The 24,409-nt window shown below is 60.9% G+C and carries 16 protein-coding genes and 2 riboswitches; of the genes, 7 read left to right on the forward strand and 9 right to left on the reverse strand.

Annotated features, from left to right (window positions below; all coding sequences use genetic code 11):
• Positions 1–51 precede the first annotated feature (51 nt).
• Positions 52–1,611 (reverse strand): TerC family protein, encoded by a 1,560-nt coding sequence (locus AC3ZVB_RS11010; RefSeq protein WP_194692047.1) that lies wholly within the window; start codon positions 1,609–1,611, stop codon positions 52–54.
• Positions 1,612–1,991: 380 nt separating this feature from the next.
• Complete coding sequence (locus AC3ZVB_RS11015; protein WP_194692046.1) at positions 1,992–2,858, reverse strand: LysR family transcriptional regulator; 867 nt, start codon at positions 2,856–2,858, stop codon at positions 1,992–1,994.
• Positions 2,859–3,023: 165 nt separating this feature from the next.
• Here AC3ZVB_RS11015 and AC3ZVB_RS11020 point away from each other — a divergent pair, with 165 nt between their 5' ends.
• Both AC3ZVB_RS11020 and poxB read left to right on the forward strand, forming a co-directional pair.
• Complete coding sequence (locus tag AC3ZVB_RS11020) at positions 3,024–4,562, forward strand: MFS transporter (protein ID WP_490146533.1); 1,539 nt, start codon at positions 3,024–3,026, stop codon at positions 4,560–4,562.
• Between the two features lie 77 nt (positions 4,563–4,639).
• Complete coding sequence (gene poxB, locus AC3ZVB_RS11025; protein ID WP_490146534.1) at positions 4,640–6,364, forward strand: ubiquinone-dependent pyruvate dehydrogenase; 1,725 nt, start codon at positions 4,640–4,642, stop codon at positions 6,362–6,364.
• A gap of 83 nt (positions 6,365–6,447) precedes the next feature.
• Here the strand turns inward: poxB and AC3ZVB_RS11030 are convergent, their stop codons facing one another.
• The 4 genes from AC3ZVB_RS11030 to cobW all read right to left on the reverse strand — a co-directional run bounded on the left by AC3ZVB_RS11030 (position 6,448) and on the right by cobW (position 13,248).
• Positions 6,448–7,086 (reverse strand): vWA domain-containing protein, encoded by a 639-nt coding sequence (locus AC3ZVB_RS11030; protein ID WP_490146535.1) that lies wholly within the window; start codon positions 7,084–7,086, stop codon positions 6,448–6,450.
• A gap of 20 nt (positions 7,087–7,106) precedes the next feature.
• Positions 7,107–8,105 (reverse strand): magnesium chelatase ATPase subunit I, encoded by a 999-nt coding sequence (locus tag AC3ZVB_RS11035; protein ID WP_490146536.1) that lies wholly within the window; start codon positions 8,103–8,105, stop codon positions 7,107–7,109.
• Between the two features lie 163 nt (positions 8,106–8,268).
• On the reverse strand, positions 8,269–12,183 hold the full coding sequence (gene cobN / locus AC3ZVB_RS11040) for a cobaltochelatase subunit CobN (RefSeq protein ID WP_490146537.1): 3,915 nt from the start codon (positions 12,181–12,183) through the stop codon (positions 8,269–8,271).
• 3 nt (positions 12,184–12,186) lie between these two features.
• Positions 12,187–13,248: a cobalamin biosynthesis protein CobW gene (gene cobW / locus AC3ZVB_RS11045; RefSeq protein ID WP_490146538.1), complete on the reverse strand. Its 1,062-nt coding sequence runs from the start codon at positions 13,246–13,248 to the stop codon at positions 12,187–12,189.
• Positions 13,249–13,348: 100 nt separating this feature from the next.
• A riboswitch (cobalamin riboswitch) is annotated at positions 13,349–13,563 on the reverse strand.
• Between the two features lie 238 nt (positions 13,564–13,801).
• A riboswitch (cobalamin riboswitch) is annotated at positions 13,802–14,028 on the forward strand.
• 119 nt (positions 14,029–14,147) lie between these two features.
• On the opposite strand from cobW, the gene AC3ZVB_RS11050 reads away from it, so the two are divergent.
• The 4 genes from AC3ZVB_RS11050 to cobM all read left to right on the forward strand — a co-directional run bounded on the left by AC3ZVB_RS11050 (position 14,148) and on the right by cobM (position 16,296).
• A complete protein-coding gene (locus AC3ZVB_RS11050) occupies positions 14,148–14,339 on the forward strand; it encodes a CbtB domain-containing protein (protein WP_490146539.1) in 192 nt (63 codons plus the stop codon).
• An 11-nt stretch (positions 14,340–14,350) separates the two neighbouring features.
• Positions 14,351–15,058 carry a CbtA family protein gene (locus tag AC3ZVB_RS11055; RefSeq protein ID WP_490146540.1) on the forward strand — a complete coding sequence of 236 codons (708 nt, stop codon included), beginning with the start codon at positions 14,351–14,353 and terminating at the stop codon, positions 15,056–15,058.
• Positions 15,055–15,468, forward strand: a complete 414-nt coding sequence (locus AC3ZVB_RS11060; protein ID WP_490146541.1) for a cobalamin biosynthesis protein — start codon at positions 15,055–15,057, stop codon at positions 15,466–15,468. The genes AC3ZVB_RS11055 and AC3ZVB_RS11060 overlap by 4 nt, the downstream gene beginning before the upstream one ends.
• A gap of 81 nt (positions 15,469–15,549) precedes the next feature.
• Positions 15,550–16,296, forward strand: a complete 747-nt coding sequence (gene cobM, locus AC3ZVB_RS11065) for a precorrin-4 C(11)-methyltransferase (protein ID WP_490146542.1) — start codon at positions 15,550–15,552, stop codon at positions 16,294–16,296.
• A gap of 141 nt (positions 16,297–16,437) precedes the next feature.
• Here the strand turns inward: cobM and nfuA are convergent, their stop codons facing one another.
• From nfuA to AC3ZVB_RS11080, 3 genes are all read right to left on the reverse strand, one after another.
• Complete coding sequence (nfuA, locus tag AC3ZVB_RS11070; RefSeq protein ID WP_045057579.1) at positions 16,438–17,022, reverse strand: Fe-S biogenesis protein NfuA; 585 nt, start codon at positions 17,020–17,022, stop codon at positions 16,438–16,440.
• Positions 17,023–17,079: 57 nt separating this feature from the next.
• On the reverse strand, positions 17,080–18,114 hold the full coding sequence (locus AC3ZVB_RS11075; protein WP_490146543.1) for an acyltransferase family protein: 1,035 nt from the start codon (positions 18,112–18,114) through the stop codon (positions 17,080–17,082).
• A 114-nt stretch (positions 18,115–18,228) separates the two neighbouring features.
• Complete coding sequence (locus AC3ZVB_RS11080) at positions 18,229–20,538, reverse strand: fatty acid cis/trans isomerase (RefSeq protein WP_490146544.1); 2,310 nt, start codon at positions 20,536–20,538, stop codon at positions 18,229–18,231.
• Between the two features lie 155 nt (positions 20,539–20,693).
• On the opposite strand from AC3ZVB_RS11080, the gene metH reads away from it, so the two are divergent.
• Positions 20,694–24,404, forward strand: a complete 3,711-nt coding sequence (gene metH, locus AC3ZVB_RS11085) for a methionine synthase (RefSeq protein WP_194692034.1) — start codon at positions 20,694–20,696, stop codon at positions 24,402–24,404.
• Positions 24,405–24,409: the final 5 nt, after the last annotated feature.

The following is a 24,409-nucleotide window of genomic DNA, read 5'->3' on the forward strand; positions in this document are numbered from 1 at the left end:
CAGGGTGGGAGTGAGCCTGCTCGCGATGAGGCCCTGAGAATCGGCGAATGACTACGAGCCGACAGGCACCAGCAACACTCGCGTCACCCGTCGCTCTTCGACCGCCATGACGGTCATCCGCCAGCCTTCCCACTCATGGCTGTCCCCGATCATCGGCAGCCGGTCGAGCACGCTCACCACCAAACCGGCCAGGGTCTGATAATCCTCGGTCGGTTCCGCGGCGAAACCGGTTAGTTGCCGTACGCGCATCAGGTTCAGCGCGCCGCTGACCATGAACCCGCCCTGTTCCTCAACCACATCCGGGCCTTCGATTTCGCTGGCATCGGGCAACTCGCCGGCAATGGATTCAAGAATGTCGGTCATGGTCAGCACACCCACGAAGTCGCCGAATTCATTGACCACAAACGCGATGTGCGTCGAGGCTTTGCGCATCTGCTCCAGGGCATTGAGGATCGAATAACTTTCCAGCAAGTTGATGGCCTTGCGCGCCAGATGCTCAAGGTCGGGCTCGTTGCCGGCCAGGTACTCTTTCAACAGCTCCTTCTTGTGCACGAAGCCCAGCGGCTCATCGACCGCACCATCGCGGATCAGCGGCAAACGCGAGTAGGACGAATGCATCAGCCGCGTGCGAATCGCGCTGGCGTCGTCAGACAAGTCGATGTGATCAACGTCGGCGCGCACGGTCATCAGGCTGCGAATCGGGCGTTCGGCCAGTTGCAGTACGCCACTGATCATCACCCGCTCACGTCGGTCGAACAGCACTTCACTCGGCGCCTCGCCGTTGTCCAGGAGGTCGGCAATCTCGTCATCGACCTCTTCAGCCGCCAGCCTGCGGCCACCGAGCAAACGCATCACCGCATGTGCCGTGCGTTCGCGCATTGGACGTACGCCCTGCATCGAGCGTTTACGACGCGCCCGGGCGATCTGGTTGAACACCTCGATCAGGATCGAGAAACCGATTGCCGCATACAGGTAACCCTTGGGAATGTGGAAACCCAGGCCTTCAGCGGTCAGCGCGAAGCCGATCATCATCAAGAAGCCCAAGCACAGCATGATCACTGTCGGGTGCGCGTTGACGAAACGGGTCAGCGGTTTACTGGCGACAATCATCAGGCCGATGGAAATGATCACGGCGATCATCATCACTGCCAGCTCATCGACCATGCCCACGGCGGTGATCACTGCGTCCAGGGAAAACACCGCATCGAGCACCACAATCTGCGCCACGATCGGCCAGAACAGCGCATAAGCTGCGTTGGTCGAGCGTTCGCCGACATGACCTTCGAGTCGCTCGTGCAATTCCATGGTGGCCTTGAACAGCAGGAACACACCACCGAACAACATGATCAGGTCACGTCCGGAGAAGCTCTTATCGAACACTTCGAACAATGGCTGCGTGAGGGTGACGAGCCAGGAAATACTCGCCAGCAGGCCCAGACGCATCAACAACGCCAGCGACAAGCCAATGAGACGTGCCCGATCCCGCTGCTCCGGCGGCAGTTTGTCCGCCAGAATGGCGATAAACACCAGGTTGTCGATGCCGAGCACCAGCTCCAGCACGATCAACGTCAACAAGCCCAGCCACGCGGTAGGGTCAGCAATCCATTCCATAAAAACGTCTCGATCTCTTCAGTGAATTCAGAATGCCGAACACGGCAAGGCACGGCGCAGGGGCCGTGGAGTGGCAATGAAAAAGGCGTTCTGAAGTCGGAAGACCGGATGTTTCGCGTGCATCAGGACCGCGCGGTTGCGCGTGGGGAAAGGGTAACTGGGAGGCTCCGAAACGGTGTTCATGCAAATCCTGAAAGGAAAAAGGTCTTGAAGCGTACAGGCGAAAGTCTCTTTTCCTACAGCCTGGAATTATTACAAAATCTGTAGAACCTCGGGATAGTTGCTGTTCGGGTGGCCGCCATCGCGGGCAAGCCCGCTCCCACACTGGATGTGTGCCGTTTCGCAATCCGCCTGTTGGAGAGAGCCTGCTCGCGAAGCTTTTAGCGTTGTTTAACCAGTTCGATATACCTGACCACCGCCGCCGACTTCTCGAACCGCCGATACACCAGCGACAACCACGAACTCGCCTCACAGCCCTTGATCGACCGATACACCACACCCGGCAACCCGACATGCCCGACCACCGACTCCGGCACCACCGCCACGCCCTGTCCCAAGGACACCAGCGCCAGCACCGCCACCAGCCCGCCCGGTTGAGCCCCCAATCTGGGCGCAAACCCGCCAGCGGCGGCAACTTGCAAGGTGCCGCTGATCTGTTCCGGAAGAATGAACGTCTCGCCCTGCAGGTGTTCCGGGCCGATCTCCGTCAGTCGCGATAGCCATGATTCGCTCGGCAGTGCCAATACGAAACCCTCAGCGTCAAGACGGATCGCTTCCAGGCCTTCAGGCAATGTCATGGGTGAACGTACGTAACCGATATCGAATCGACCCTCGTCCACCATCGCCGGCAATGACGCCATCGGGTATTCGCGCACGTTCACACTGACGTCGGGGCATGCACGGCTGAAGGCCTGCACTTGTTTCTGCAGCAGGCCCGAGTACACCGCCGAAGCCACGTAGGCAAGTTCGATATGACCGATCTCCCCACGTCCCGCGCGCTGGGCATTTTGCTGGGCGAATTCAAATTGCCGCACCGTCGCTTCGGCTTCGATCACCAGAGCCGCGCCAGCCTCGGTCAGGCTGATTTCACGGGTTTGCCGCACGAACAAGCGTGTACCGAGTTCGTTCTCCATGTCCTGAATCTGTCGCGTCAGGGTCGGCGGCGCGATACCCAGTTGCTCGGCGGCGCGGGTGAAGTTGCCTTGCCGGGCAACGGCCAGAAAATAGCGGAAATGCCGTATGTCCATGAATGCATTAGCTCAAAGGTAATGAAGTCCAGGGGCCTGGCTAACAAAGTCCCTGGTGGGTCACGATAAGCTCATCGGGCAATCACAGTAAAGAGCCCGAATCATGCCCACTAAGCTTCGTAATTTCTCCGCGACCAGCGACCTTGCCCAAAAGGCAATCCCGTCATGAGCCGCGTCAGTCCGCGCCTGACGTTATTGACGGCCTCAGGCGTCTGTTCGCTGATTGTCCTCGACACCAACATTGTCGCCGTGACGTTGCCCACCATCGCCAGAGATCTGGGCGCGAATTTCGCGGACATCGAATGGGTCGTCAGCGCCTATATGCTGGCATTTGCCGCGCTGCTATTGCCGGCGGGCAGTTTTGCCGACCGCTTCGGACGACAGAAAACCCTGATCTGGGGCCTGAGCATTTTCATCCTGGCGTCGATCGGCTGCGGGGCGGCGCCGAACGCGTTATTCCTGGACATCGCACGGGCCATCAAAGGTGTCGGCGCGGCGCTGCTGTTGACCTCGGCGCTGGCCTCCATCGGCCACGCTTTTCACGATGAGGTGGAGCGAGCCAAGGCGTGGGCGTTCTGGGGTGCGTGCATGGGCGTGGCGATGACGGCCGCCCCCACCCTGGGTGGCGTGATCACCGAATACATCGGCTGGCGCTGGATTTTCTACCTGAACCTGCCCGTGGGTCTGTTGCTGATGGTGATGGTCTGGCGCGCGATTCCCGAGTCCCGGGACACCCAGTCGGCGCGCCTCGATCCTTGGGGCAGCCTGGCGTTCAGTGCCAGTCTGGCGTGCCTGATCTGGGGCCTGATCGAGGCCAACCGGATCGGCTGGAGCAACCCGCTGACCTACGCAAGACTCGTCGGGGGCGCGCTACTGCTAGGCGCGTTCGTCGTGATCGAACGGATGCAGCAGCGCCCCATGGTCGACCTGCAATTGTTCAGGCATCCACGCTTCATCGGCGCGTTGCTGGGCATGTTTGCCTACGCCGGATGTGCCCAGGTGATGATGACCTTGCTGCCGTTCTACCTGCAAAACGGCCTCGGCTTTTCCGCGATTGCCTCGGGAGTGGGGATGTTGCCGTTTGCCGTGACCATGCTGATCTGCCCGAAGATTGGCGCCCGACTGGCGACGCGGTTTGCGCCGGCAACCTTGATGGCGACAGGACTGGCACTGGTCGGCAGCGGCAACCTGCTCAGTGCCTGGGCCGTCTCCAGCGGGGGCTACCTGCTCTTTGCCCTGGCGATCGCCGTGACGGGGGCCGGCGCGGGCCTGCTCAATGGCGACACGCAGAAAAACATCATGGCCTGCGTGCCTCGGGAACGCACCGGCATGGCGTCGGGCATGAGCACCACCATGCGTTTCAGCGCCATCGTGCTGGCCATCGGTGTGTACGGCGCCTTGCTGTCGAGCCATACCGAAGCCTTGCTGCGCGGCCAACTGGCGACACAGGGTGGGCAATGGCTCGATCAGACGCAGGGCATTGCATCTCGCGTGGTGGCCGGTGACATGACGGCGGCCATGAGTCTGCTGCCTGAAACCGCTCGCGCGGCAGTCGAAACCATGGCACGTCAGGCGTTCGTCGGTGGCTTCAGTTTGTTGCTGCTGGTCGCCGGTTTGCTGGCACTGCTGGGAGCCCTGGTGGTGGGCACGTTGATGCGCAATCCAATTCCGGTGCCGACTCGCGTGTCCATGAGCCTGGAATAAACAAGGGAGTCATGGCCTGCGTTGAGTTGTCCTCTCTAAACCCTGAAGACAACTCATTGATCACTGGAGCCCTTCCCATGGCGAAAATCACCATTGCCCAGCAACTGGCCACCACCCTTGAACAGGCCGGCGTCAAACGCATCTGGGGCCTGACGGGCGACAGCCTCAACGGCCTGACCGACGCCCTGCGCACCATGGACAGCATCGAGTGGATGCATGTGCGCCATGAAGAAGTCGCCGCGTTTGCTGCCGGCGCGGAAGCAGCGGTGACCGGGGAACTGGCGGTGTGCGCGGGCAGTTGCGGACCGGGCAATTTGCATTTGATCAACGGGCTGTTCGATTGCCACAGGAACCATGTGCCGGTGCTGGCGATTGCTGCGCAGATTCCGTCTTCGGAAGTCGGCCTGAATTACTTTCAGGAAACCCACCCCCAGGAATTGTTTAAGGAATGCAGCCATTTCGTCGAGCTGGTGAGCAGCCCGGCCCAGATGCCGCATGTGCTGCACCGGGCCATGCGCAGTGCAATTCTCAATCGTGGTGTGGCGGTAGTGGTGATTCCCGGTGACGTCGCCCTGCAGGAAGTCGAAGACAACCTCAAGCCCTGGCCAGCCCTCGCCAAACCGCGCACCTTGGCAGCGCCTCACGACCTTGATCGACTGGTCGAGTTGTTGAGCCAGGGCAAAGCCGTGACACTGATGTGCGGTGCCGGTTGCGCAGGCGCGCATGATCAGGTGGTGGCACTGGCCGACGCCCTTGGCGCGCCGGTGGTTCACGCATTGCGCGGCAAGGAACATGTCGAGTGGGACAACCCGTTCGATGTCGGCATGACCGGTTTGATCGGCTTCAGCTCCGGTTATCACGCGATGCTCAACTGCGACACGCTGGTGATGCTCGGTACCGACTTCCCCTATCGCCAGTTTTACCCGACCGACGCCACCATCATTCAGATCGACCATGACCCGCAAGCCCTTGGTCGCCGCACCGCGCTGGATCTCGGAATCGCCGCAGACGTTGGCGAAACCCTGGCGGCGCTGCTTCCGCGCTTGCCGTATCGCGCGGACCGGAGCTTTCTGGAATCCTCGCTCAAGCATTACGAAAAAGCGCGCCAGGGCCTTGATGACCTGGCGCAACCTTCAGCACCAGGTCGCCCGATTCATCCGCAATACCTTACGCGCCTGCTCAGCGAGCTGGCCGAAGACGATGCGATCTTCACGGCCGACGTCGGCACCCCGACGGTGTGGGCCGCCCGTTATCTGAAAATGAACGGCAAGCGGCGCCTGCTCGGTTCGTTCAATCACGGATCGATGGCCAACGCCATGCCTCAAGCCATCGGCGCGCAGGCAGCGTTCCCTGATCGCCAGGTGATTTCCCTGTCCGGAGACGGTGGTTTCAGCATGTTGATGGGGGATTTCATTTCCCTGGCGCAGTTGAAGTTGCCGGTAAAAATCATCGTCTACGACAACGCGTCACTGGGCTTCGTCGCCATGGAAATGAAGTCCAGCGGGCTATTGGATACCGGCACTGATCTGCACAACCCGGACTTTGCGGCGATGGCCAATGCGATGGGCATTCTGGGGATTCGTGTCGAGGAGTCAGAGGATCTGGAACAGGCGTTGCGCCGGGCGCTGGCGCATGATGGGCCGGTGCTGGTGGATGTGGTGACCGCCACCCAGGAATTGGCGATGCCCCCCACCATCAAGCTGGAACAGGCCAAGGGGTTCAGTTTGTACATGCTCAAAGCGGTAATGAGCGGGCGTGGGGATGAGGTGATCGAGTTGGCGCGGACCAACCTGTTTCGCTGATGATCGTGTAACGCCCAATCGCGAGCAAGCTTTGCTCCCACAATGCAGATATCTGTAGGAGCAAAGCTTGCTCCTACAGTGCCTCAACCCAGATCGTCGATATGCCGGTATTGCGCTTGCAGTTCCGCCGCCAGCAACTTCGCCCGTCCCAACCGAATCGGCCCTCGCTCGATATCGATCAGCACCCCCGGGCATGCCAGCGTCGGCAACATCGACCACGCCTTCAAGCGCCCATCCGTCAGCAGCAGCACACGCTGTTGCTCAGCCGGAAAACGCTTTTGCCGAGCGATCAGCCAACGCCCCGCTTCGCCCAGTGCCGCCAGCAATGGCGTTCCTCCTCCGGCACCTAACCCATCCAGCCAGGTGCGCAGACCGCTCGACGCTTTCAACCCTTGCACCTGCCAATTCGGCACCGCACCACTGGCGGTCAGCAACGCCAACCGCGCACGCTGGCGATAGGCGTCATCAAACAGCTGGGCCAGCAGCCCTTTGGCATCGCTTAAGGCCTGATGGCGACGCGTCGAAGCCGAGGCATCGACGATCACCAGCCACAGCTCATGGGGCGACCGGGTGCGCAGGTGGAACAGGACGTCCTCACGTTGACGCGGACGGCCATTGAGTAACGTGCCGGGCCAATTGATCGAACCACTGCGTGCCGCATGACGTTTGCCCTGCTTGCCCTTATCGAGCCGTCCGGCACGGGGTCTGGCATTCGCCCCCACGTCCGATCGAGGGCGAATGCCTAAGGCTTTTTTGGCCAGCTCGGCACTTCACGTCGGGCGCCGACCGGCAGCGCCTGAGCAGGCATTTCACCCCATTGACCCTGGCCTTCGCTCGGCTGCGTGTTCTCGCCGGAGGGTGGCTGGCCATGTTGCGGGGCCGGTGGGGTGTGCTCACGACGACGATGGCGCAAGGCGAACTCGGCGACGGCGTCGATATCCTCCTCGGCAATGGCCTTCAATCCGCGCCAGGCTGCATGGGCACGCGCAGCGCGCAACCAGACCAGGTCTGCGCGCAGGCCATCGACGCCGGCAGCGAAGCAGCGCTGGGTAATCTGTGCCAGCGCCTGATCGTCGAGTGGAATACCAGCCAACGCGCTGCGCGCCCGCTCGCACTGTTCGCGCAGGGACTGCTGCTGGCTCTCCCATTGCGCGCAGAAATGTTGTGGGTCGCTATCAAAATCGAGGCGCCGACGGATGATCTGGCCGCGCTCGGTCGGCACTGTGTGGCCACTGAGGGCGACGTTCAGGCCGAAGCGGTCAAGCAGTTGCGGGCGCAATTCACCCTCTTCCGGGTTCATGGTGCCGATCAGTACGAACTTCGCCGAATGCCGATGGGAAATGCCGTCGCGCTCGATCAGGTTGGTGCCACTGGCCGCGACGTCGAGCAGCAGGTCAACGAGGTGATCAGGCAACAAGTTGACCTCATCGACGTAGAGCACGCCCCCGTCAGCCTTGGCCAATACACCGGGGGAAAACTGCGCGCGACCCTCGCTCAGGGCTGCATCGAGGTCGAGGGTGCCGACCAGACGTTCTTCGGTCGCTCCGAGGGGCAAGGTGACGAATTGACCGCTGGCCAGCAAGTCCGCCAGGCCACGGGCCAGGGTCGATTTGGCCATGCCCCGAGGGCCTTCGATAAGCACGCCGCCGATTTTCGGGTCAATGGCAGTAAGGCAGAGCGCGAGTTTGAGATCGTCAGCGCCGACCACGGCGGAGAGCGGGAAATGGGGGGTGTCGGTCATTTTCATTACTCGGTGATGGTCGGGCATTGATCAATATATCTCACAGGTGCGTCGGTTCCTGTGGGAGCGGACTTGCCCGCGATGGGGCCATCAAATTCAGCATTGATATTGACTCGAAGGACGCCTTCGCGGGCAAGCCCGCTCCCACAGGGGCCTTAGTGTTCTAACTGTCTTCTTCTATATCCAGCAACAAACTCTCGAGCGCTTCGCGATACTCCCCCGGTTCCTTCCACATCCCCCGCTGCTGCGCCTCCAGCATCCGCTCGGTCATATCCCGTAGCGCATGAGGATTATGCTCACGAACAAAATCCCGGGTGCTCGGGTCGAGCAGATAGGCGTCGGCCAGCAACGCATACTGATGGTCATCGATCAGCTGCGTGGTGGCGTCGAAGGCGAACAGGTTGTCCACCGTCGCAGCCAGTTCAAACGCGCCTTTGTAGCCATGGCGCTTCACGCCGTCGATCCACTTCGGATTAGCCGCCCGCGAGCGAATCACCCGGTTCAGTTCCTCTTTGAGCGTTCGAATCTTCGGCAAGTCCGGCTGGCTGTGATCGCCGTGGTAGCTGGCGGCCGATTCACCGCTGAGGCTCTCGACGGCCGCCAGCATGCCACCCTGGAATTGGTAATAGTCGTTGGAATCGAGCAGGTCGTGCTCGCGGTTGTCCTGGTTCTGCAGCACTGCCTGCACCTGGCTCAAGCGCTGGGCGAATTGGTCTCGGGCGACAGTGCCCTCGTCGGAGCCACCGTAAGCGTAGCCGCCCCAATTCAGATAAACCTCGGCCAGGTCCTCGCGGCTTTGCCACAAGCGACCGTCGATGGCGCCCTGCACGCCCGCGCCATAAGCACCGGGTTTGGCACCAAAGATGCGCCAGCCGGCCTGACGTCGAGCAGCCTCTTCGTCCAGCCCCGATTGCAGCAACGCTTCGCGCTCGGCGCGCACCTTGGCCGCCAGCGGATTAAGGTCGTCCGGTTCGTCCAGCGCGGCCACTGCTTGCACGGCGGCGTCGAACAGGCGAATCAGGTTGGCGAAGGCGTCGCGGAAGAAGCCCGAGACCCGCAAGGTCACGTCCACGCGCGGACGGTCCAGCAGGCTGAGCGGTAGAATCTCGAAGTCGTCGACCCGCTGACTGCCCGTGGCCCACACCGGCCGTACCCCCATCAATGCCATCGCCTGCGCGATGTCATCGCCCCCGGTACGCATGGTCGCGGTGCCCCAGACCGACAGGCCAAGCTGACGCAAATGGTCGCCGTGGTCTTGCAGGTGACGCTCGAGAATCAGGTTTGCCGACTGGAAACCTATACGCCACGCGGTGGTGGTCGGCAGGTTGCGCACATCCACCGAATAGAAATTGCGCCCGGTCGGCAGTACGTCCAGACGACCTCGACTTGGCGCGCCGCTGGGGCCTGCCGGGACGAAGCGGCCGCTCAAGGCGTCGAGCAAACCGCGCATTTCTGCGGGGCCGCAGGCATCCAGTCGGGGCGCGACCACTTCGCGCAGAGTATCGAGGATTGCGTTTACTTCAGCCCAGCCGGGAGTCTGTGGGAACGCGCTTTTGTGGCGAGGGGATTTAGCGAAACGTCGCACCGCCCCGTTGGACTGCGCAGCAGTCCCATTTTCTGGGGCCGCTTCGCGACCCAACGGGGATAAATCCCCTCGCCACAAAAGCTCGCTCCCGCAGAGTTCAGCGTCGCCTTCGGCATTCAGAGTCTGCGAGATCAGATCTGCGGCGAACAGTTCCAGACGTTCGCGGGTATCGCCTGCCGTGCGCCAGACTTCCTCGGTGAGGGCTTGCAGCTCAGGCGGACGCGGACCGATCCACGGCTCGGCGAGCACACAATCCAATGGATCGAAACCCAAGCCAAACGCCTTGGCCAGCGCCCGCAACAGACTCGATTGCGCACCTCGTCCATCAGCCCGGGGTATGCGCAGCAATGCAAGCAAGGTGTCGATGCGCAACCGCCCGGTCGGCGACTCGCCGAAGATGTGCAGGCCGTCGCGGATCTGCGATTCCTTCAAGTCGCACAAATACGTGTCCAGCCGCGGCAACCAGATCGCCGCATCGGCATCGCTGTTGAGCTTTTCGTCCAGTTGCAGCTCACGGTCGATGTGGGTATCGCGCACCAGTTGCAGGATGTCGCGCTGCAGCTCCCGCGCCCGGCGTGGGTCCAGCAACTGCGCTTCGTAATACTCGTCGGCGAGCAATTCGAGGTTGCGCAGCGGCCCGTAGGTTTCGGCGCGGGTCAGCGGCGGCATCAAATGATCGATGATCACCGCTTGAGTGCGCCGCTTGGCCTGAGCCCCCTCGCCCGGGTCGTTGACAATGAACGGATAGATGTTCGGCAGCGGCCCGAGCAGTGCGTCCGGCCAGCAGTTTTCCGACAGCCCGACGCCCTTGCCCGGCAGCCATTCGAGGTTGCCATGCTTGCCGACGTGAATAACCCCATGAGCGCCATAGGTGTTGCGCAACCAGAAATAGAACGCCAGGTAACCGTGCGGCGGCACCAGGTCGGGGTCGTGATAGACCGCGCTGGGATCAACCTGATAGCCCCGCGCCGGTTGAATACCGACGAACGTCAGGCCGAAACGCAGGCCGGCGATCATCATTCGGCCGCTGCGGAACATCGGGTCGTTTTGCGGCGCCCCCCAACGTTCCAGGACAGCTTCTCGGTTGGCCTCGGGCAATGCGTTGAACATCAGCCAATAATCATCCAGCCCCAGGCTTTGCTGGCACGGACGCTGGTCGATCGTGTCAAGGTCGTTGCTGACGCCGCCAAGCAGTTGCTGGATCAGCGCAGTGCCGCTGTCCGGCAGTTCGGCAGGCAACGGATAACCTTCTGTGTGCAACGCGCGCAGGATGTTCAGTGCAGCGGCCGGTGTATCAAGACCGACGCCGTTGCCGATGCGTCCGTCCCGGGTCGGGTAGTTGGCCAGAATCAGCGCGATGCGTTTTTCGCCGTTCGGCACCCGCGCCAGATCGATCCAGCGCCGCGCCAGTTCGGCGACGAAATCCATGCGTTCGGGTTGCGCCCGGTAGCACACCACGTCCGATTGACTGCGTTCGCTGCGCCAGGCCAGGTCCTTGAAGCTGATCGGCCGGCTGATGATTCGCCCGTCGAGTTCCGGCAGCGCAATGTGCATCGCCAGATCCCTAGGGCCGAGTCCCTGTTCACTGGCACGCCAACCCGGCTCGTTGTCTTGAGCACAGATCGCCTGAATGACCGGAATATTGCGACGAAACGGTCGCAAATGCGGTGCTTCAGGGCTGGACTGGGCGAAACCGGTGGTGTTGAGAATCACCCCGGCGTCGACCTCATCCAGCCAATCCTCGACCGCCGCCAGGCAGCCGGGCTCTTTCAAACTGGCCAGCGCAATCGGCAACGGGTTTAACCCCGCTGCCTGCAAGCGCTGGCAGAACACATCGATAAACGCGGTGTTCGCCGCCTGTAAATGCGAGCGGTAAAACAGCACGGCGGCGACCGGCTGATCGGCTTGCCAATCGGCTTGCCAGTCCTTCAGATCGGCGGGGCTTTTATGAGGGTGGTAGATGGCCGTGCGCGGCAGGGTTTGCGGCTCGGACCAGGCGTAATCGCGCCCCAGCCAGCGATTGGCCAGGCAGCGGAAAAAGTCCAGCGCGTTGCTCAGGCCACCCTGGCGCAAAAACTGCCAGAGCCGGTCACGGTCGCCGGCAGCCACTGTGCTCAGGTCGCTGAGTTCCGGGTCGGGGCGATCATCGCCGGGCACCAGGATCAGCTGCACCCCTTGCTCGGACAACTGCACCAGCCGCTCGACGCCATAACGCCAGTAGCCGATGCCGCCGTGCAGCGAGATCAGGATCACCTTGGCATGGCGCAGCACTTCGTCGACATACAGGTCGACCGAAGCGTGATTCTGCACCTGCATCGGGTTGGCCAGGCGTACGCTCGGGTAATCGTCGGGCAGCTGCTGCGCCGCTTCGGCGAGCAACGCCAGGCTGGAGTCACCGCTGCACAGGATCACCAGCTCGGCGGGGGTTTGTCCAAGGTCGGCAATGTTGTCATCCGAGACGAATCCGCCGGGCTGAGTCCTGAGCAGGTGCATGGGTTAAACGCTGAGCGCAGCGCGCAACTGCGCTTCAAGTTGAGCAGCGTCCAACGCCTGGCCGATCAACACCAGACGCGTGGTGCGCGCTTCGTCAACGCCCCACTGACGGTCGAAGTGCTTGTCGAAACGCGTGCCCACGCCCTGAATCAGCAGCCGCATCGGCTTGTTCGGAATCGCCGCGAAACCTTTGACTCGCAAAATGCCGTGCTTGACCACCAGTTGGGTCAACGCGTCCATCAGCAGGCTTTCGTCGGCTTGCGGCAGTTCAATGGAAATAGAGTCGAATGCGTCGTGATCGTGGTCGTCTTCACCTTCATGGTGGTGATCGTGGTGGCTGTGGCGGCTGTCGATGTGTTCTTCGGAACCGGCGCCGAGGCCGATCAGCACATCCAGCGGAACGCGGCCGCTGCTGGCTTCGATGACCTTGACTGCGGGCGGCAGTTCTTCGGCGACTTCGAGGCGCACACGGGCCAGGTCTTCAGGGCTGATCAGGTCTGCCTTGTTGAGGATCACCAGGTCGGCGCTGGCCAACTGGTCGGCGAACAATTCGTGCAGCGGCGACTCGTGATCCAGGTTCGGGTCGAGTTTGCGCTGGGCATCGACCTGGTCCGGGAAAGCGGCAAAGGTGCCAGCCGCCACGGCCGGGCTGTCGACCACGGTAATCACCGCGTCAACGGTGCAGGCGCTGCGGATTTCCGGCCACTGGAAGGCTTGCACCAATGGCTTGGGCAGTGCCAGCCCGGAGGTTTCAATAAGGATGTGGTCGAGGTCACCACGACGGGCAACCAATTCGCGCATGACCGGGAAAAATTCTTCCTGGACGGTGCAGCACAGGCAACCGTTGGCCAGTTCATAGACGCGGCCGTTGGCTTCTTCTTCGGTGCAGCCGATGGCGCACTGCTTGAGAATTTCACCGTCGATGCCCAGCTCGCCAAACTCGTTGACGATGACGGCGATGCGCCGGCCCTGAGCGTTGTCGAGCATGTGCCGCAGCAAGGTGGTCTTGCCCGAGCCGAGGAAGCCGGTAACGATGGTGACGGGGAGTTTGGCCAGTGTTTTCATCGGATGCCCTTTGGCAAGGTGGCGGGCATGCGGGACGACAATCGCTGCGACAGGTGCGCGCGCGGAAGAGTTCGCCACCGGATCACCCCGCCCGGTTGTAGTGAGAATCTGTTTCGAGGCAGGTCTCCTGGCTGACGGCGTGCCTGGCGGTTTCGCCTGGCATTCGCTGCGCCTTCCCGCGAACCCGTTGGACAGGGTTTGCAGTGGCGTGGCAGCGAACATCACCGTTCACAGTTGCGGGGGCAGCCGCGGCTTGAACCGCGTTCCCTTCTTAGCTTCGGTAAATACCGAAGAACCTCGAAAGCGCAAGGCTACGCATGGTCTTGGGGCCGGTCAATGTTCGTGAGGCAACACGGCCCCTGTGGCGAGGGGATTTATCCCCGTTGGGCTGCGCAGCAGTCCTGCTCTTTTTAAGGTTTCTGAAGGGGCCGCTTCGCGACCCAACGGGGCGGTGCGACGTTTCGCTGAATCCCCTCACCACAAGTAAACCCCAGACATTCGATACCGAGTTGAGAACCCTTGCCAATTGACGCCAAACCCCCGCCCATGCTCTCCTACACGCCTTGTTACGGGTGCCCTTCACAGGGTGAAACGGGAAACCGGTGAATCATGTGCTTTACTCAAGGCCATGTCAGTCCGGTGCTGCCCCCGCAACGGTAAGCGAGTGAGGAATCGAATCCACTGTGCCAGCAGTTCGGCATGGGAAGGTGATTCTTGCAGGTTGAGGCGAAGCCCCAGCCCCTCGTGAGCCCGGAGACCGGCCCGCAACACACAGTGATTTTCACCTTCACTGAATAACAAACCCGCGGTGGGCGGGCGCTGTTGCATCTCTGCGTGCCCGATTCGCAGGGATCTTCCATGCGCTCTATTCACCCGCTGACAGACCAGAGGGAAGCGCCATGTCGACCATCAGCACCACCGGCAGCAACACCGCCAGCACCACCACGACCCTGACCCAACGCCTGACCGCCGCCTTGTGTGCGTCGATCCTGGGCGCATGCCTTGTGTACTTTGCCGGGTTCTCCCACATCGAAGCGGTGCACAACGCCGCCCACGATACCCGTCACAGCTCCGCATTCCCGTGCCATTGAGACCTGCCGACATGATCAAGCGTATTGCGCAAACCGCAGGGTTCACCGGGCTGCTGGCCGCCCTGCTGCTGACCCTGCTGCAGAGCTTCTGGGTAGCTCCGCTGATTATGCAGGCCGAGACCTACGAAAAATCAGAGCCTGCCGCGGTAGAAATCCATGAGCATACCGGCACCGCCATGGCCGCTCATGCCCACGATGCCGAAGCCTGGGAGCCGCAAGACGGCTGGCAGCGCGTGCTGTCCACCACCGGTGGCAACCTGGTTGTAGCGGTTGGTTTCGCCTTGATGCTCGCTGGCCTCTACACTCTGCGTGCGCCCAATAGCACCGCGCAAGGCTTGCTGTGGGGACTGGCCGGTTACGCCACGTTCGTGCTCGCGCCAACCCTGGGCCTGCCGCCTGAATTGCCCGGCACTGCCGCTGCCGACCTGGCGCAACGCCAGATCTGGTGGATCGGCACCGCCGCCTCTACCGCCGTCGGTATCGCATTGATCGTGTTCAGCCGTCACTGGCTGATGAAAGTCCTGGGCGTGGCGATCCTGGCCGTTCCCCACGTGATCGGCGCGCCGCAACCGGAAGTGCACTCGATGCTCGCCCCGGAAGCGCTGGAAGCTCAATTCAAAATCGCTTCGCAGTTGACCAACGTCGCGTTCTGGCTGGCCCTGGGCCTGATCAGCGCCTGGTTGTTCCGCCGCAAAGGTGAAGGCCAATACCGCGCATGACCCATGCCAGCACAGCGCAGACACTCGTGGTCGGCCTGGGCTGCCAACGCGGCTGCCCTGTCAGCACGTTGCGGGCGCTGCTCGATCAGGCTCTGCAGGCTCATCAGATTGAATTTCACCAGATCAAGGCACTTGCCAGCATCGACCTGAAACGTGATGAACCGGGCCTGATCGCACTCGCCGAACAGCTGGAGCTACCGATCGTGTACTTCAGCAGTGAGCAGTTGGCGGGTTATCACGGGCAGCTCAGTCATCATTCAGACATCGCCTTTGAGCGCACGGGTTGCTATGGCATCGCCGAAAGCGCCGCCCTGGCCCTCGCCGAACAGCTGGCTGACGCACCGGCAAAGCTGCTGATTTCGCGACAAAAATACGCTCAGGCGACCCTCGCATTGGCGTGTGCCGCTTAAAATCTTCGATAATCCCCACCCCGATCATGAGCAATCTTCATCTGAAGGTGTGCCTCGCCCCTTTTTTCACAGGATACGACGATGACCGTCTTCTTCATTGGCGCAGGCCCCGGCGACCCGGAACTGATCACCGTCAAAGGCCAGCGGCTGATTCGCAGCTGCCCGGTAATCATCTATGCAGGATCTCTGGTGCCCGCTGCAGTCTTGGAGGGGCATCACGCCGAAACGGTGGTGAACAGCGCCGAACTGCATCTGGAACAGATCATTGAATTGATCAAAACCGCCCACAGCGAAGGCAAGGATGTGGCGCGGGTGCATTCCGGTGATCCGAGCCTGTACGGCGCGATTGGCGAACAGATCCGCTACTTGCGTGAGCTCGACATCCCGTTTGAAATCATTCCCGGCGTGACCGCAACCGCGGCTTGCGCAGCGCTATTGGGAGCCGAACTGACGCTGCCGGATATCTCCCAAAGCGTGATTCTGACCCGTTATGCCGACAAGACCGTGATGCCCGCTGGCGAAGAACTCGCCAGCCTGGCGCAGCACAAGGCGACCATGGCGATCCATTTGGGGGTCAATCACCTTGAAAAAATCCTCGCCGAATTGCTTCCCCATTACGGCGCCGACTGCCCGATCGCGGTGATCCATCGCGCGACATGGCCGGATCAGGATTGGGTGGTGGGGACGATTGAGGACATTGCCGGGAAGGTTGAGGCGAAGGGGTTCAGGCGTACGGCATTGATTCTGGTGGGTCGGGTGCTGGGGAGTGATCAGTTCAGCGAGTCATCGCTATACCGTGCGGGGCATGCACATTTGTATCGCCCCTAAGATCAAAACATCGCAGCCTTCGGCAGCTCCTACAGGAGAGCTCATTCCCCTGTAGGAGCTGCCGAAGGCTGCGATCTTTTAGCTTTACCCATAAAAAAACGGCACTCACGGGTGCCGTTTTTTCATTTCGCAGCGAACGCCTTAGTAGTAGGCGTTTTCTTTCTGCGTGTGGTCGGTAACGTCCCGCACACCCTTGAGCTCGGGAACGCGCTCGAGCAAGGTGCGCTCGATACCTTCACGCAGGGTGACGTCCGCCTGGCCACAGCCCTGGCAGCCGCCGCCGAACTTGAGAACGGCGATACCGTCGTCAACCACGTCTATCAGGCTGACCTGACCGCCGTGGCTGGCAAGCCCCGGGTTGATCTCGGTCTGCAGGTAATAGTTGATCCGCTCGTTGATCGGACTGTCGGCGTTGACCATTGGTACTTTGGCGTTTGGCGCCTTGATGGTCAGCTGGCCGCCCATACGGTCGGTGGCGTAATCGACAACCGCATCATCCAGGAAGGCTTCGCTGAACGAATCGATGTAGGCCGTGAAGCTTTTCAGCCCCAGAGCGGTGTCTTCAGGCTTTTCTTCGCCCGGCTTGCAGTAAGCAATGCAGGTTTCGGCGTACTGGGTGCCAGGCTGGGTGATAAAGACGCGGATGCCGATACCCGGGGTGTTCTGCTTGGACAGCAGATCGGCCAGGTAATCGTGTGCGGCGTCGGTGATGGTAATAGCGGTCATGGAAACTCCTCGCAGGCTTGGGCGCAGTTTACGCCAATCAACGCGCCGCACAAAGTCCTAGTATTTTTGTCGGGAAAGCGTCGGGGCCGTCTCTGTGGCTGTCGAGTCATCAACTCGGGCTTTAAGCCACCGATAGCTGCGTTTTTCCACCCATTCGTAACTGGCCCATGAACCCACGCCGATGGCCAGCACGCACACGGCAAACATCACATAAGGATTCACGCCATAACGTTGCGCGACGAAACCACCGGCGGACAGCACCAGCACGTGCATCAGGTACACCGAGTAGGAACAATCGCCCAACAGTTTCAGCACCCGATTGTGTTCGAAGTACCGTTCCAGCGACATGCTCGCCATCACCAGCACCGCGCTGGGCAGGCCCCAGGTCAACAATCGGGGTTGCGGTGCAAGGTGATAGATCGCCAGCAATGCGCCCCCAATACTTAACAGCGGCAACCACAAGCCGGGTTTGATCCAGCCACGACGGTAGATCATGCCGATGGCGATCCCCAGCAAAAACTCATAGACAATGTCTGAACGATAGAACTCACTGATCCAGCCATACCCCGTCCACGCCTGGCACACCGCAAACAGCAGCGCCGCAACGATCATCAACCTGACTTGCAAGCGAAACAACAACGCCCAGGCAAACACCACGTAAAAGAGCATTTCGAAGTTCAGCGTCCAGCCGACATTCAGCGTCGGATAAATCCCGTAGCCGCCGGGGTTTTCGGTAGGAATGAACAACAGCGACAGCAGGAAGTGCGACCAGTCGACCGTCTGATCCGGCAACACAGGCTGCGCGAACACCACCACCAGTGCCATGAGCACCGTGTATAGCCAGTACGCCGGAACAATGCGAAACAGCCGATACAGCAGGAATCGACCTGGCGGTAGCGATTTGCCCTCGGTGGACAGAAAAATCACCAGACCACTGATAACGAAAAACACATCCACGCCCACCGCACCCTTGTCGATGAAAAACTGCCCCACCGGGCCGCGGGCCTGGAAGTCGAAGAAAATCTGCATGAAATGGTGGCCGACCACCGCCCAGGCCGCGAGTGCACGCAATGCCTGCACTGAAATCAACATTGATGGCCCTCCGATCTAAAAATCCACCACCTCCCTGTTGCAGGAGCAAAGCTTGCTCCTGCAGGTATCAGCGGTGCTTGATAGATCGGACACCCGCCACCGCTCAAAGGTCGATCAAAGATTCTCGTACCGATTCATATCCAGCACGCCCTCCTCCAACGGGTCGGTTTCATGCACGTAGCGGCTCATATCGTGGAAGTAGAACCAGAACTGCGGATGGCTGCGACGAATCCCCCAACGCTCGACGATTTTCTCGAAGCGATTGGCGTCCTTGGCATTTTCCATGGCGGCAACGAACGCCGGCACCTGATCGGCGGGAATGTTGAACATGAAATTCGGATAGCTGCTGAGCACGCCCGGGTAGATAGTCAGCGTATCGAGCCCCGGCTGATAGCGCAGCGATTCCCCCAGCAGAAACGCCACATTGCTGTGCGCCCGGTTGCGCAGCAGGCTGTAAACCGCACGTTTGCCACTCGCGGTTTCGATACGCAGCATCGTCGCCTCCGGCAATTGATCGATCACCCTCAACCCCGCCGCCGGACGGGACGTCAGGTTACTCAAGGCCTGTTCGGCATTCTGTAAATCAGGATCGATGTTCGGGCGCGAGCAATACGCACCGTCGCAGCGATTGATCGGATCGGGGCTGGCATTGAGGTCGCCATACCGGGCCAGCAACTGCATGGAAAAATCGCGCTTGGGGTCTTTTGCGTCAAGCTTCAGCGCGGTGTCTTTGTCATTGTCGATGGACTCGTAATCCAGCCACATCTTGATTTTGCCGCCGTTCTGATACCAGTCATCCAGGTAACCCTCCCGGGAATCGGCCGGCATCAAGCGCAGGAAGTTCTGCTCCGCACCGTTACGAATCAAGTCGAAATACAGCCGCGTCTGCGCCTGATGGCTGACATTGCCGAATACGTCAAAGTTAACCGCCAGCTGATAATAGGTGCGCTCCAGCAACGGGAAGTCGAACAGCCACATCGTCTGAGGCACTTCGCCGATCAGGCCCTTGTTCACCGAAGCGCTGTCGAAATGCCGGAAGATACTCAGCAATGCATTGTCGTTTCCGGCCCACAAGGTCGACCAACTCGGCGCCGGCGCATCGGCGTAGCTGTCACGGCGCAACGCCTCGTACTCGTTACGCTTGTTGCGGTAGTCATGCCACAGGGTCAACACGCTGCCGACGTCATCGTTCTGCCCCGGCATTGCCAGTAAAGGCGTGGCCTGGCCGCGATAATTCGGGTCGGTGATGTAGAGGTCGTGTTCCGGCGCCTGGAACATTGCCCAAAAGTTATCGCGAATCACGTCGGTGGCGATCTGGCCACGACAAACCGGCCCACGAATGAACGTGCGCACAAAGTATTCAGCGTTATCGAGCATGAACTGATAGCGCGCCTGCGCCGGAATCGCTTCGAAAGTGGAGAACGGATTGGCTCGACGTTTCGGCCCGTAACCCGGCAATGCATTGACCTGCCAGTCACCGCTGTAGAACAGGGTTTTGACCCGCGCCATCTTCGCCGCACTCAACGGGTAGGTGATGTGGGTCTTTTGCACAATGACGCCCTGCACAGGCCACAGGCGGTAATACACCTGAGTCCCTGGATCGTCATTGGGACGGCGTGTCTGGATCAGGTCAATGGGCTGTCCGGTAGGCGTACGCGAGCGCACCCACTGGAAGAAATGCCCCGGTTCACCGTCTTTGAAGTAAACGTGCGCCAGAAACCAGTGCTCGAACAACCACCGCCCCACCAGGCTTTCCCGCGCACCAGGCGCATTGAGCAGGTTCTCCCATTGCACCACCTGTAACGCTTCCTGCGCCGACGGCACCAGGCCTTGCTCATCGATTGGCGCGCCGGAGGCCAGCCAACGTTGCAAGGTCTGGTATTGCTGGTCAGTCAGGCCCGTAACCGCCAGCGGCATCCCCTCTTTCGGATGAACGCTGGCGTAACCAGCGAATTCGGACGGCATGGCACACATGTTTTGTCGGTTCATGCCGAGCACGATGTCTTGCGGCAACTTCGCATTGGGCTGCAATGGGGTGTTGTGGCCCAGCTCCAGCATCCTCGCCATCAACGACGCCTGACTGGCCTGGCCGTCGAGCACCGGATAGAAACCCTTCTGCTGCCAGGCGTGTTGACCAAAGGCGTCATAAAACAGTCGGGTCGGCGCGGCTGCGCTTCTGCGTTCGCCATCGTATACCGGGGCCTTTGACGCGCCCCGTGCTGCGCCCTCGCCGCTGCCCAGGTTGAGCTGACAAGCGGCGTCATTGCAGGCGTGGCAGGCCACACACTTTTCAGTGAAGATCGGTTGTATGTCCCGACTGTAGGAAATGGCCGGGGATGATACAGGTGCAATGACTGGACCTTGCGCCTCGGCGCCCCAGCTTAAACACAGCACAATCATGCTGATGGCGACGCGATACGACATGTCCCTGGTCCCGATCATGAAAAAACGCCGCGATTCTACCGGGCTGTGCCCACCACCAACATGAGCGATATTCATGCAAAACCACGGCATGCTCTAAAAGCGCACAGGTTTGCTATGATCCCGGCCCTTCGTAATGGTCTTTCCGAGTAGTCCACATGTCCGATCGTAGTGTTCGCCTTCAAGCTCTCAAGCACGCCCTCAAAGAGCGCATCCTGATTCTCGATGGCGGCATGGGCACGATGATCCAGAGCTACAAGCTCGAGGAGCAGGATTACCGTGGCAAACGATTTGCCGACTGGCCGAGCGACGTCAAGGGCAACAACGACCTGCTGGTGCTGACCCGCCCGGACGTGATCGGCTCAATTGAAAAGGCTTACCTGGATGCCGGCGCCGACATTCTGGAAACCAACACTTTCAACGCCACCCAGGTTTCCCTGGCCGACTACGGCATGCAAGGCCTGGCGTACGAGTTAAACGTAGAAGGTGCGCGCCTGGCCCGCAAGGTCGCCGACGCCAAGACCCTGGAAACCCCGGACAAGCCGCGCTTTGTGGCCGGCGTGATCGGGCCGACCAGCCGCACCTGCTCGCTGTCGCCTGACGTGAACAACCCCGGCTACCGCAACGTGACCTTCGATGAGCTGGTGGAAAACTACACCGAGGCCGCCAAAGGCCTGATCGAAGGAGGCTCCGACCTGATTCTGATCGAAACCATTTTCGACACCCTCAACGCCAAAGCGGCGATCTTCGCCGTACAGGGAGTGTTCGAAGAACTGGGCTTCGAACTGCCAATCATGATTTCCGGCACCATCACCGATGCCTCTGGCCGCACCCTGTCCGGCCAGACCACCGAAGCGTTCTGGAACTCCGTGGCCCACGCCAAGCCGATCTCGGTCGGCCTGAACTGCGCCCTGGGTGCCAGCGAGCTGCGTCCGTACCTGGAAGAACTGTCGAACAAGGCCGGCACTCACGTATCGGCGCACCCGAACGCCGGTCTGCCGAACGAATTCGGTGAGTACGACGAATTACCGTCGCAGACCGCCAAAGTCATCGAGGAGTTCGCGCAAAGCGGCTTCCTGAACATCGTCGGCGGTTGCTGCGGCACCACGCCGGGCCACATTGAAGCCATCGCCAAGGCGGTGGCCGGTTACGCGCCGCGCGAGATTCCGGACATTCCCAAGGCCTGCCGCCTCTCGGGCCTGGAACCTTTCACCATCGATCGCAGTTCGCTGTTCGTGAACGTCGGCGAGCGGACCAACATTACCGGTTCCGCCAAATTCGCCCGCCTGATCCGCGAAGACAACTACACCGAAGCCCTGGAAGTTGCCCTGCAACAGGTTGAAGCCGGTGCGCAGATCATCGACATCAACATGGACGAAGGGATGCTCGATTCGAAGAAGGCCATGGTGACCTTCCTCAATCTGATTGCCGGTGAACCGGACATCTCCCGCGTGCCGATCATGATCGACTCCTCGAAATGGGAAGTGATCGAAGCCGGCCTCAAGTGCATTCAGGGCAAGGGCATCGTCAACTCGATCAGCATGAAAGAAGGCGTCGAGCAGTTCATTCACCACGCTAAACTGTGCAAGCGCTACGGCGCCGCCGTGGTGGTGATGGCGTTCGACGAAGCCGGCCAGGCCGACACTGAAGCGCGCAAAAAAGAAATCTGCAAACGCTCCTACGACATTCTGGTCAACGAAGTGGGATTCCCGCCGGAAGACATCATCTTCGACCCGAACATTTTCGCCGTCGCCACCGGCATCGAAGAACACAACAACTATGCCGTGGACTTCATCAATGCCTGCGCCTACATCCGCGACGAGCTGCCGTATGCGCTGACGTCCGGCGGCGTGTCCAATGTGTCGTTCTCGTTCCGGGGCAACAACCCGGTGCGCGAAGCGATTCACTCGGTGTTCCTGCTGTACGCAATCCGCAACGGCCTGACCATGGGCATCGTCAACGCCGGCCAGCTGGAGATCTACGACCAGATCCCGGCCGAGCTGCGTGACGCCGTGGAAGACGTGGTGCTGAACCGCACCCCGGAAGGCACCGACGCCCTCCTCGCCATCGCCGACAAGTACAAAGGCGACGGCAGCGTCAAGGAAGCCGAGACCGAAGAATGGCGTGGCTGGCCGGTCAACAAGCGTCTGGAGCATGCGCTGGTCAAAGGCATCACCACACACATCGTTGAAGACACCGAAGAGTCGCGCCAGTCGTTTGCCCGCCCGATCGAAGTGATCGAAGGCCCGTTGATGTCCGGCATGAACATCGTTGGCGACCTGTTCGGCGCCGGCAAAATGTTCCTCCCGCAAGTGGTGAAATCCGCCCGGGTGATGAAGCAGGCCGTAGCCCACTTGATCCCGTTCATCGAACTGGAAAAAGGCGACAAACCCGAAGCCAAGGGCAAGATCCTGATGGCCACGGTCAAGGGTGACGTGCACGACATCGGCAAGAACATCGTCGGCGTGGTGTTGGGTTGCAACGGCTACGACATCGTCGACCTCGGCGTGATGGTGCCGGCGGAGAAAATCCTCCAAGTGGCCAAGGAGCAGAAGTGCGACATCATCGGCCTGTCCGGCCTGATCACGCCTTCGCTGGATGAAATGGTCCACGTGGCCCGCGAGATGCAGCGCCAGGATTTCCACCTGCCGCTGATGATCGGAGGCGCGACGACTTCCAAGGCGCACACGGCGGTGAAGATCGAACCCAAGTACAGCAACGATGCAGTGATCTACGTGACCGACGCTTCCCGCGCGGTGGGCGTGGCGACGCAGTTGCTGTCCAAGGAATTGAAACCGGCATTCGTCGAGAAAACCCGCCTGGAATACGTCGAGGTTCGCGAGCGTACGGCCAACCGCAGCGCGCGCACCGAACGCTTGAGCTACCCGGCCGCCATCGCCAAGAAACCGCAGTTCGACTGGAGCACCTACACCCCGGTCAAGCCAACGTTCACCGGCGCCAAGGTGCTGGACAACATCGACCTGAAAGTCCTCGCCGAATACATCGACTGGACGCCGTTTTTCATCTCCTGGGACCTGGCCGGCAAGTTCCCGCGCATCCTCACCGATGAAGTGGTCGGTGAAGCCGCTACGTCGCTGTACGCCGATGCCCGGGAAATGCTCGCCAAACTGATCGACGAGAAGCTCATCAGTGCCCGCGCGGTGTTCGGTTTCTGGCCGGCCAATCAGGTGCGTGACGACGACATTGAAGTATATGGTGATGACGGCAAGCCCATCGCCAAGCTGCATCACCTGCGTCAGCAGATCATCAAGACCGACGGCAAGCCGAATTTCTCCCTGGCCGACTTTGTCGCGCCAAAGGACAGCGAAATCACCGACTACGTCGGCGGTTTCATCACCACCGCCGGCATCGGCGCCGAGGAAGTGGCAAAGGCCTATCAGGACGCTGGCGACGATTACAACTCGATCATGGTCAAGGCCCTGGCCGACCGCTTGGCCGAGGCCTGCGCCGAGTGGCTGCACCAGCAGGTGCGTAAGGACTATTGGGGTTACGCCAAGGACGAAACGCTCGACAACGAGGCATTGATCAAAGAGCAATACACCGGCATTCGCCCTGCTCCGGGCTACCCGGCCTGCCCCGATCACACCGAGAAAGGCACGCTGTTTACCCTGCTCGATCCCGAAGCCAGCGAAATGCAGGCCGGGCGCAGCGGTGTGTTCCTCACCGAGCATTACGCGATGTTCCCGGCGGCAGCGGTCAGCGGCTGGTACTTCGCTCACCCGCAGGCGCAGTACTTCGCCGTGGGCAAGATCGACAAGGATCAGGTGCAGAGCTACACGTCGCGCAAGGGTCAGGAGTTGAGTGTGACCGAGCGGTGGCTGGCACCGAACCTGGGTTACGACAACTGAGGCTG

Source organism: Pseudomonas sp. MDV22-iso1 (assembly GCF_058145095.1).

Coding starts and splice junctions, on each gene's coding strand:
- AC3ZVB_RS11075 (WP_490146543.1), bottom strand. CDS start 18,114: ATGTTGATTTCAGTGCAGGCATTGCGTGCACTCGCGGCCTGGGCGGTG.
- AC3ZVB_RS11080 (WP_490146544.1), bottom strand. CDS start 20,538: ATGTCGTATCGCGTCGCCATCAGCATGATTGTGCTGTGTTTAAGCTGG.
- AC3ZVB_RS11010 (WP_194692047.1), bottom strand. CDS start 1,611: ATGGAATGGATTGCTGACCCTACCGCGTGGCTGGGCTTGTTGACGTTG.
- cobN (WP_490146537.1), bottom strand. CDS start 12,183: ATGCACCTGCTCAGGACTCAGCCCGGCGGATTCGTCTCGGATGACAAC.
- AC3ZVB_RS11015 (WP_194692046.1), bottom strand. CDS start 2,858: ATGGACATACGGCATTTCCGCTATTTTCTGGCCGTTGCCCGGCAAGGC.
- AC3ZVB_RS11020 (WP_490146533.1), top strand. CDS start 3,024: ATGAGCCGCGTCAGTCCGCGCCTGACGTTATTGACGGCCTCAGGCGTC.
- metH (WP_194692034.1), top strand. CDS start 20,694: ATGTCCGATCGTAGTGTTCGCCTTCAAGCTCTCAAGCACGCCCTCAAA.
- cobM (WP_490146542.1), top strand. CDS start 15,550: ATGACCGTCTTCTTCATTGGCGCAGGCCCCGGCGACCCGGAACTGATC.
- poxB (WP_490146534.1), top strand. CDS start 4,640: ATGGCGAAAATCACCATTGCCCAGCAACTGGCCACCACCCTTGAACAG.
- AC3ZVB_RS11060 (WP_490146541.1), top strand. CDS start 15,055: ATGACCCATGCCAGCACAGCGCAGACACTCGTGGTCGGCCTGGGCTGC.
- AC3ZVB_RS11035 (WP_490146536.1), bottom strand. CDS start 8,105: ATGACCGACACCCCCCATTTCCCGCTCTCCGCCGTGGTCGGCGCTGAC.
- nfuA (WP_045057579.1), bottom strand. CDS start 17,022: ATGACCGCTATTACCATCACCGACGCCGCACACGATTACCTGGCCGAT.
- AC3ZVB_RS11050 (WP_490146539.1), top strand. CDS start 14,148: ATGTCGACCATCAGCACCACCGGCAGCAACACCGCCAGCACCACCACG.
- AC3ZVB_RS11055 (WP_490146540.1), top strand. CDS start 14,351: ATGATCAAGCGTATTGCGCAAACCGCAGGGTTCACCGGGCTGCTGGCC.
- cobW (WP_490146538.1), bottom strand. CDS start 13,248: ATGAAAACACTGGCCAAACTCCCCGTCACCATCGTTACCGGCTTCCTC.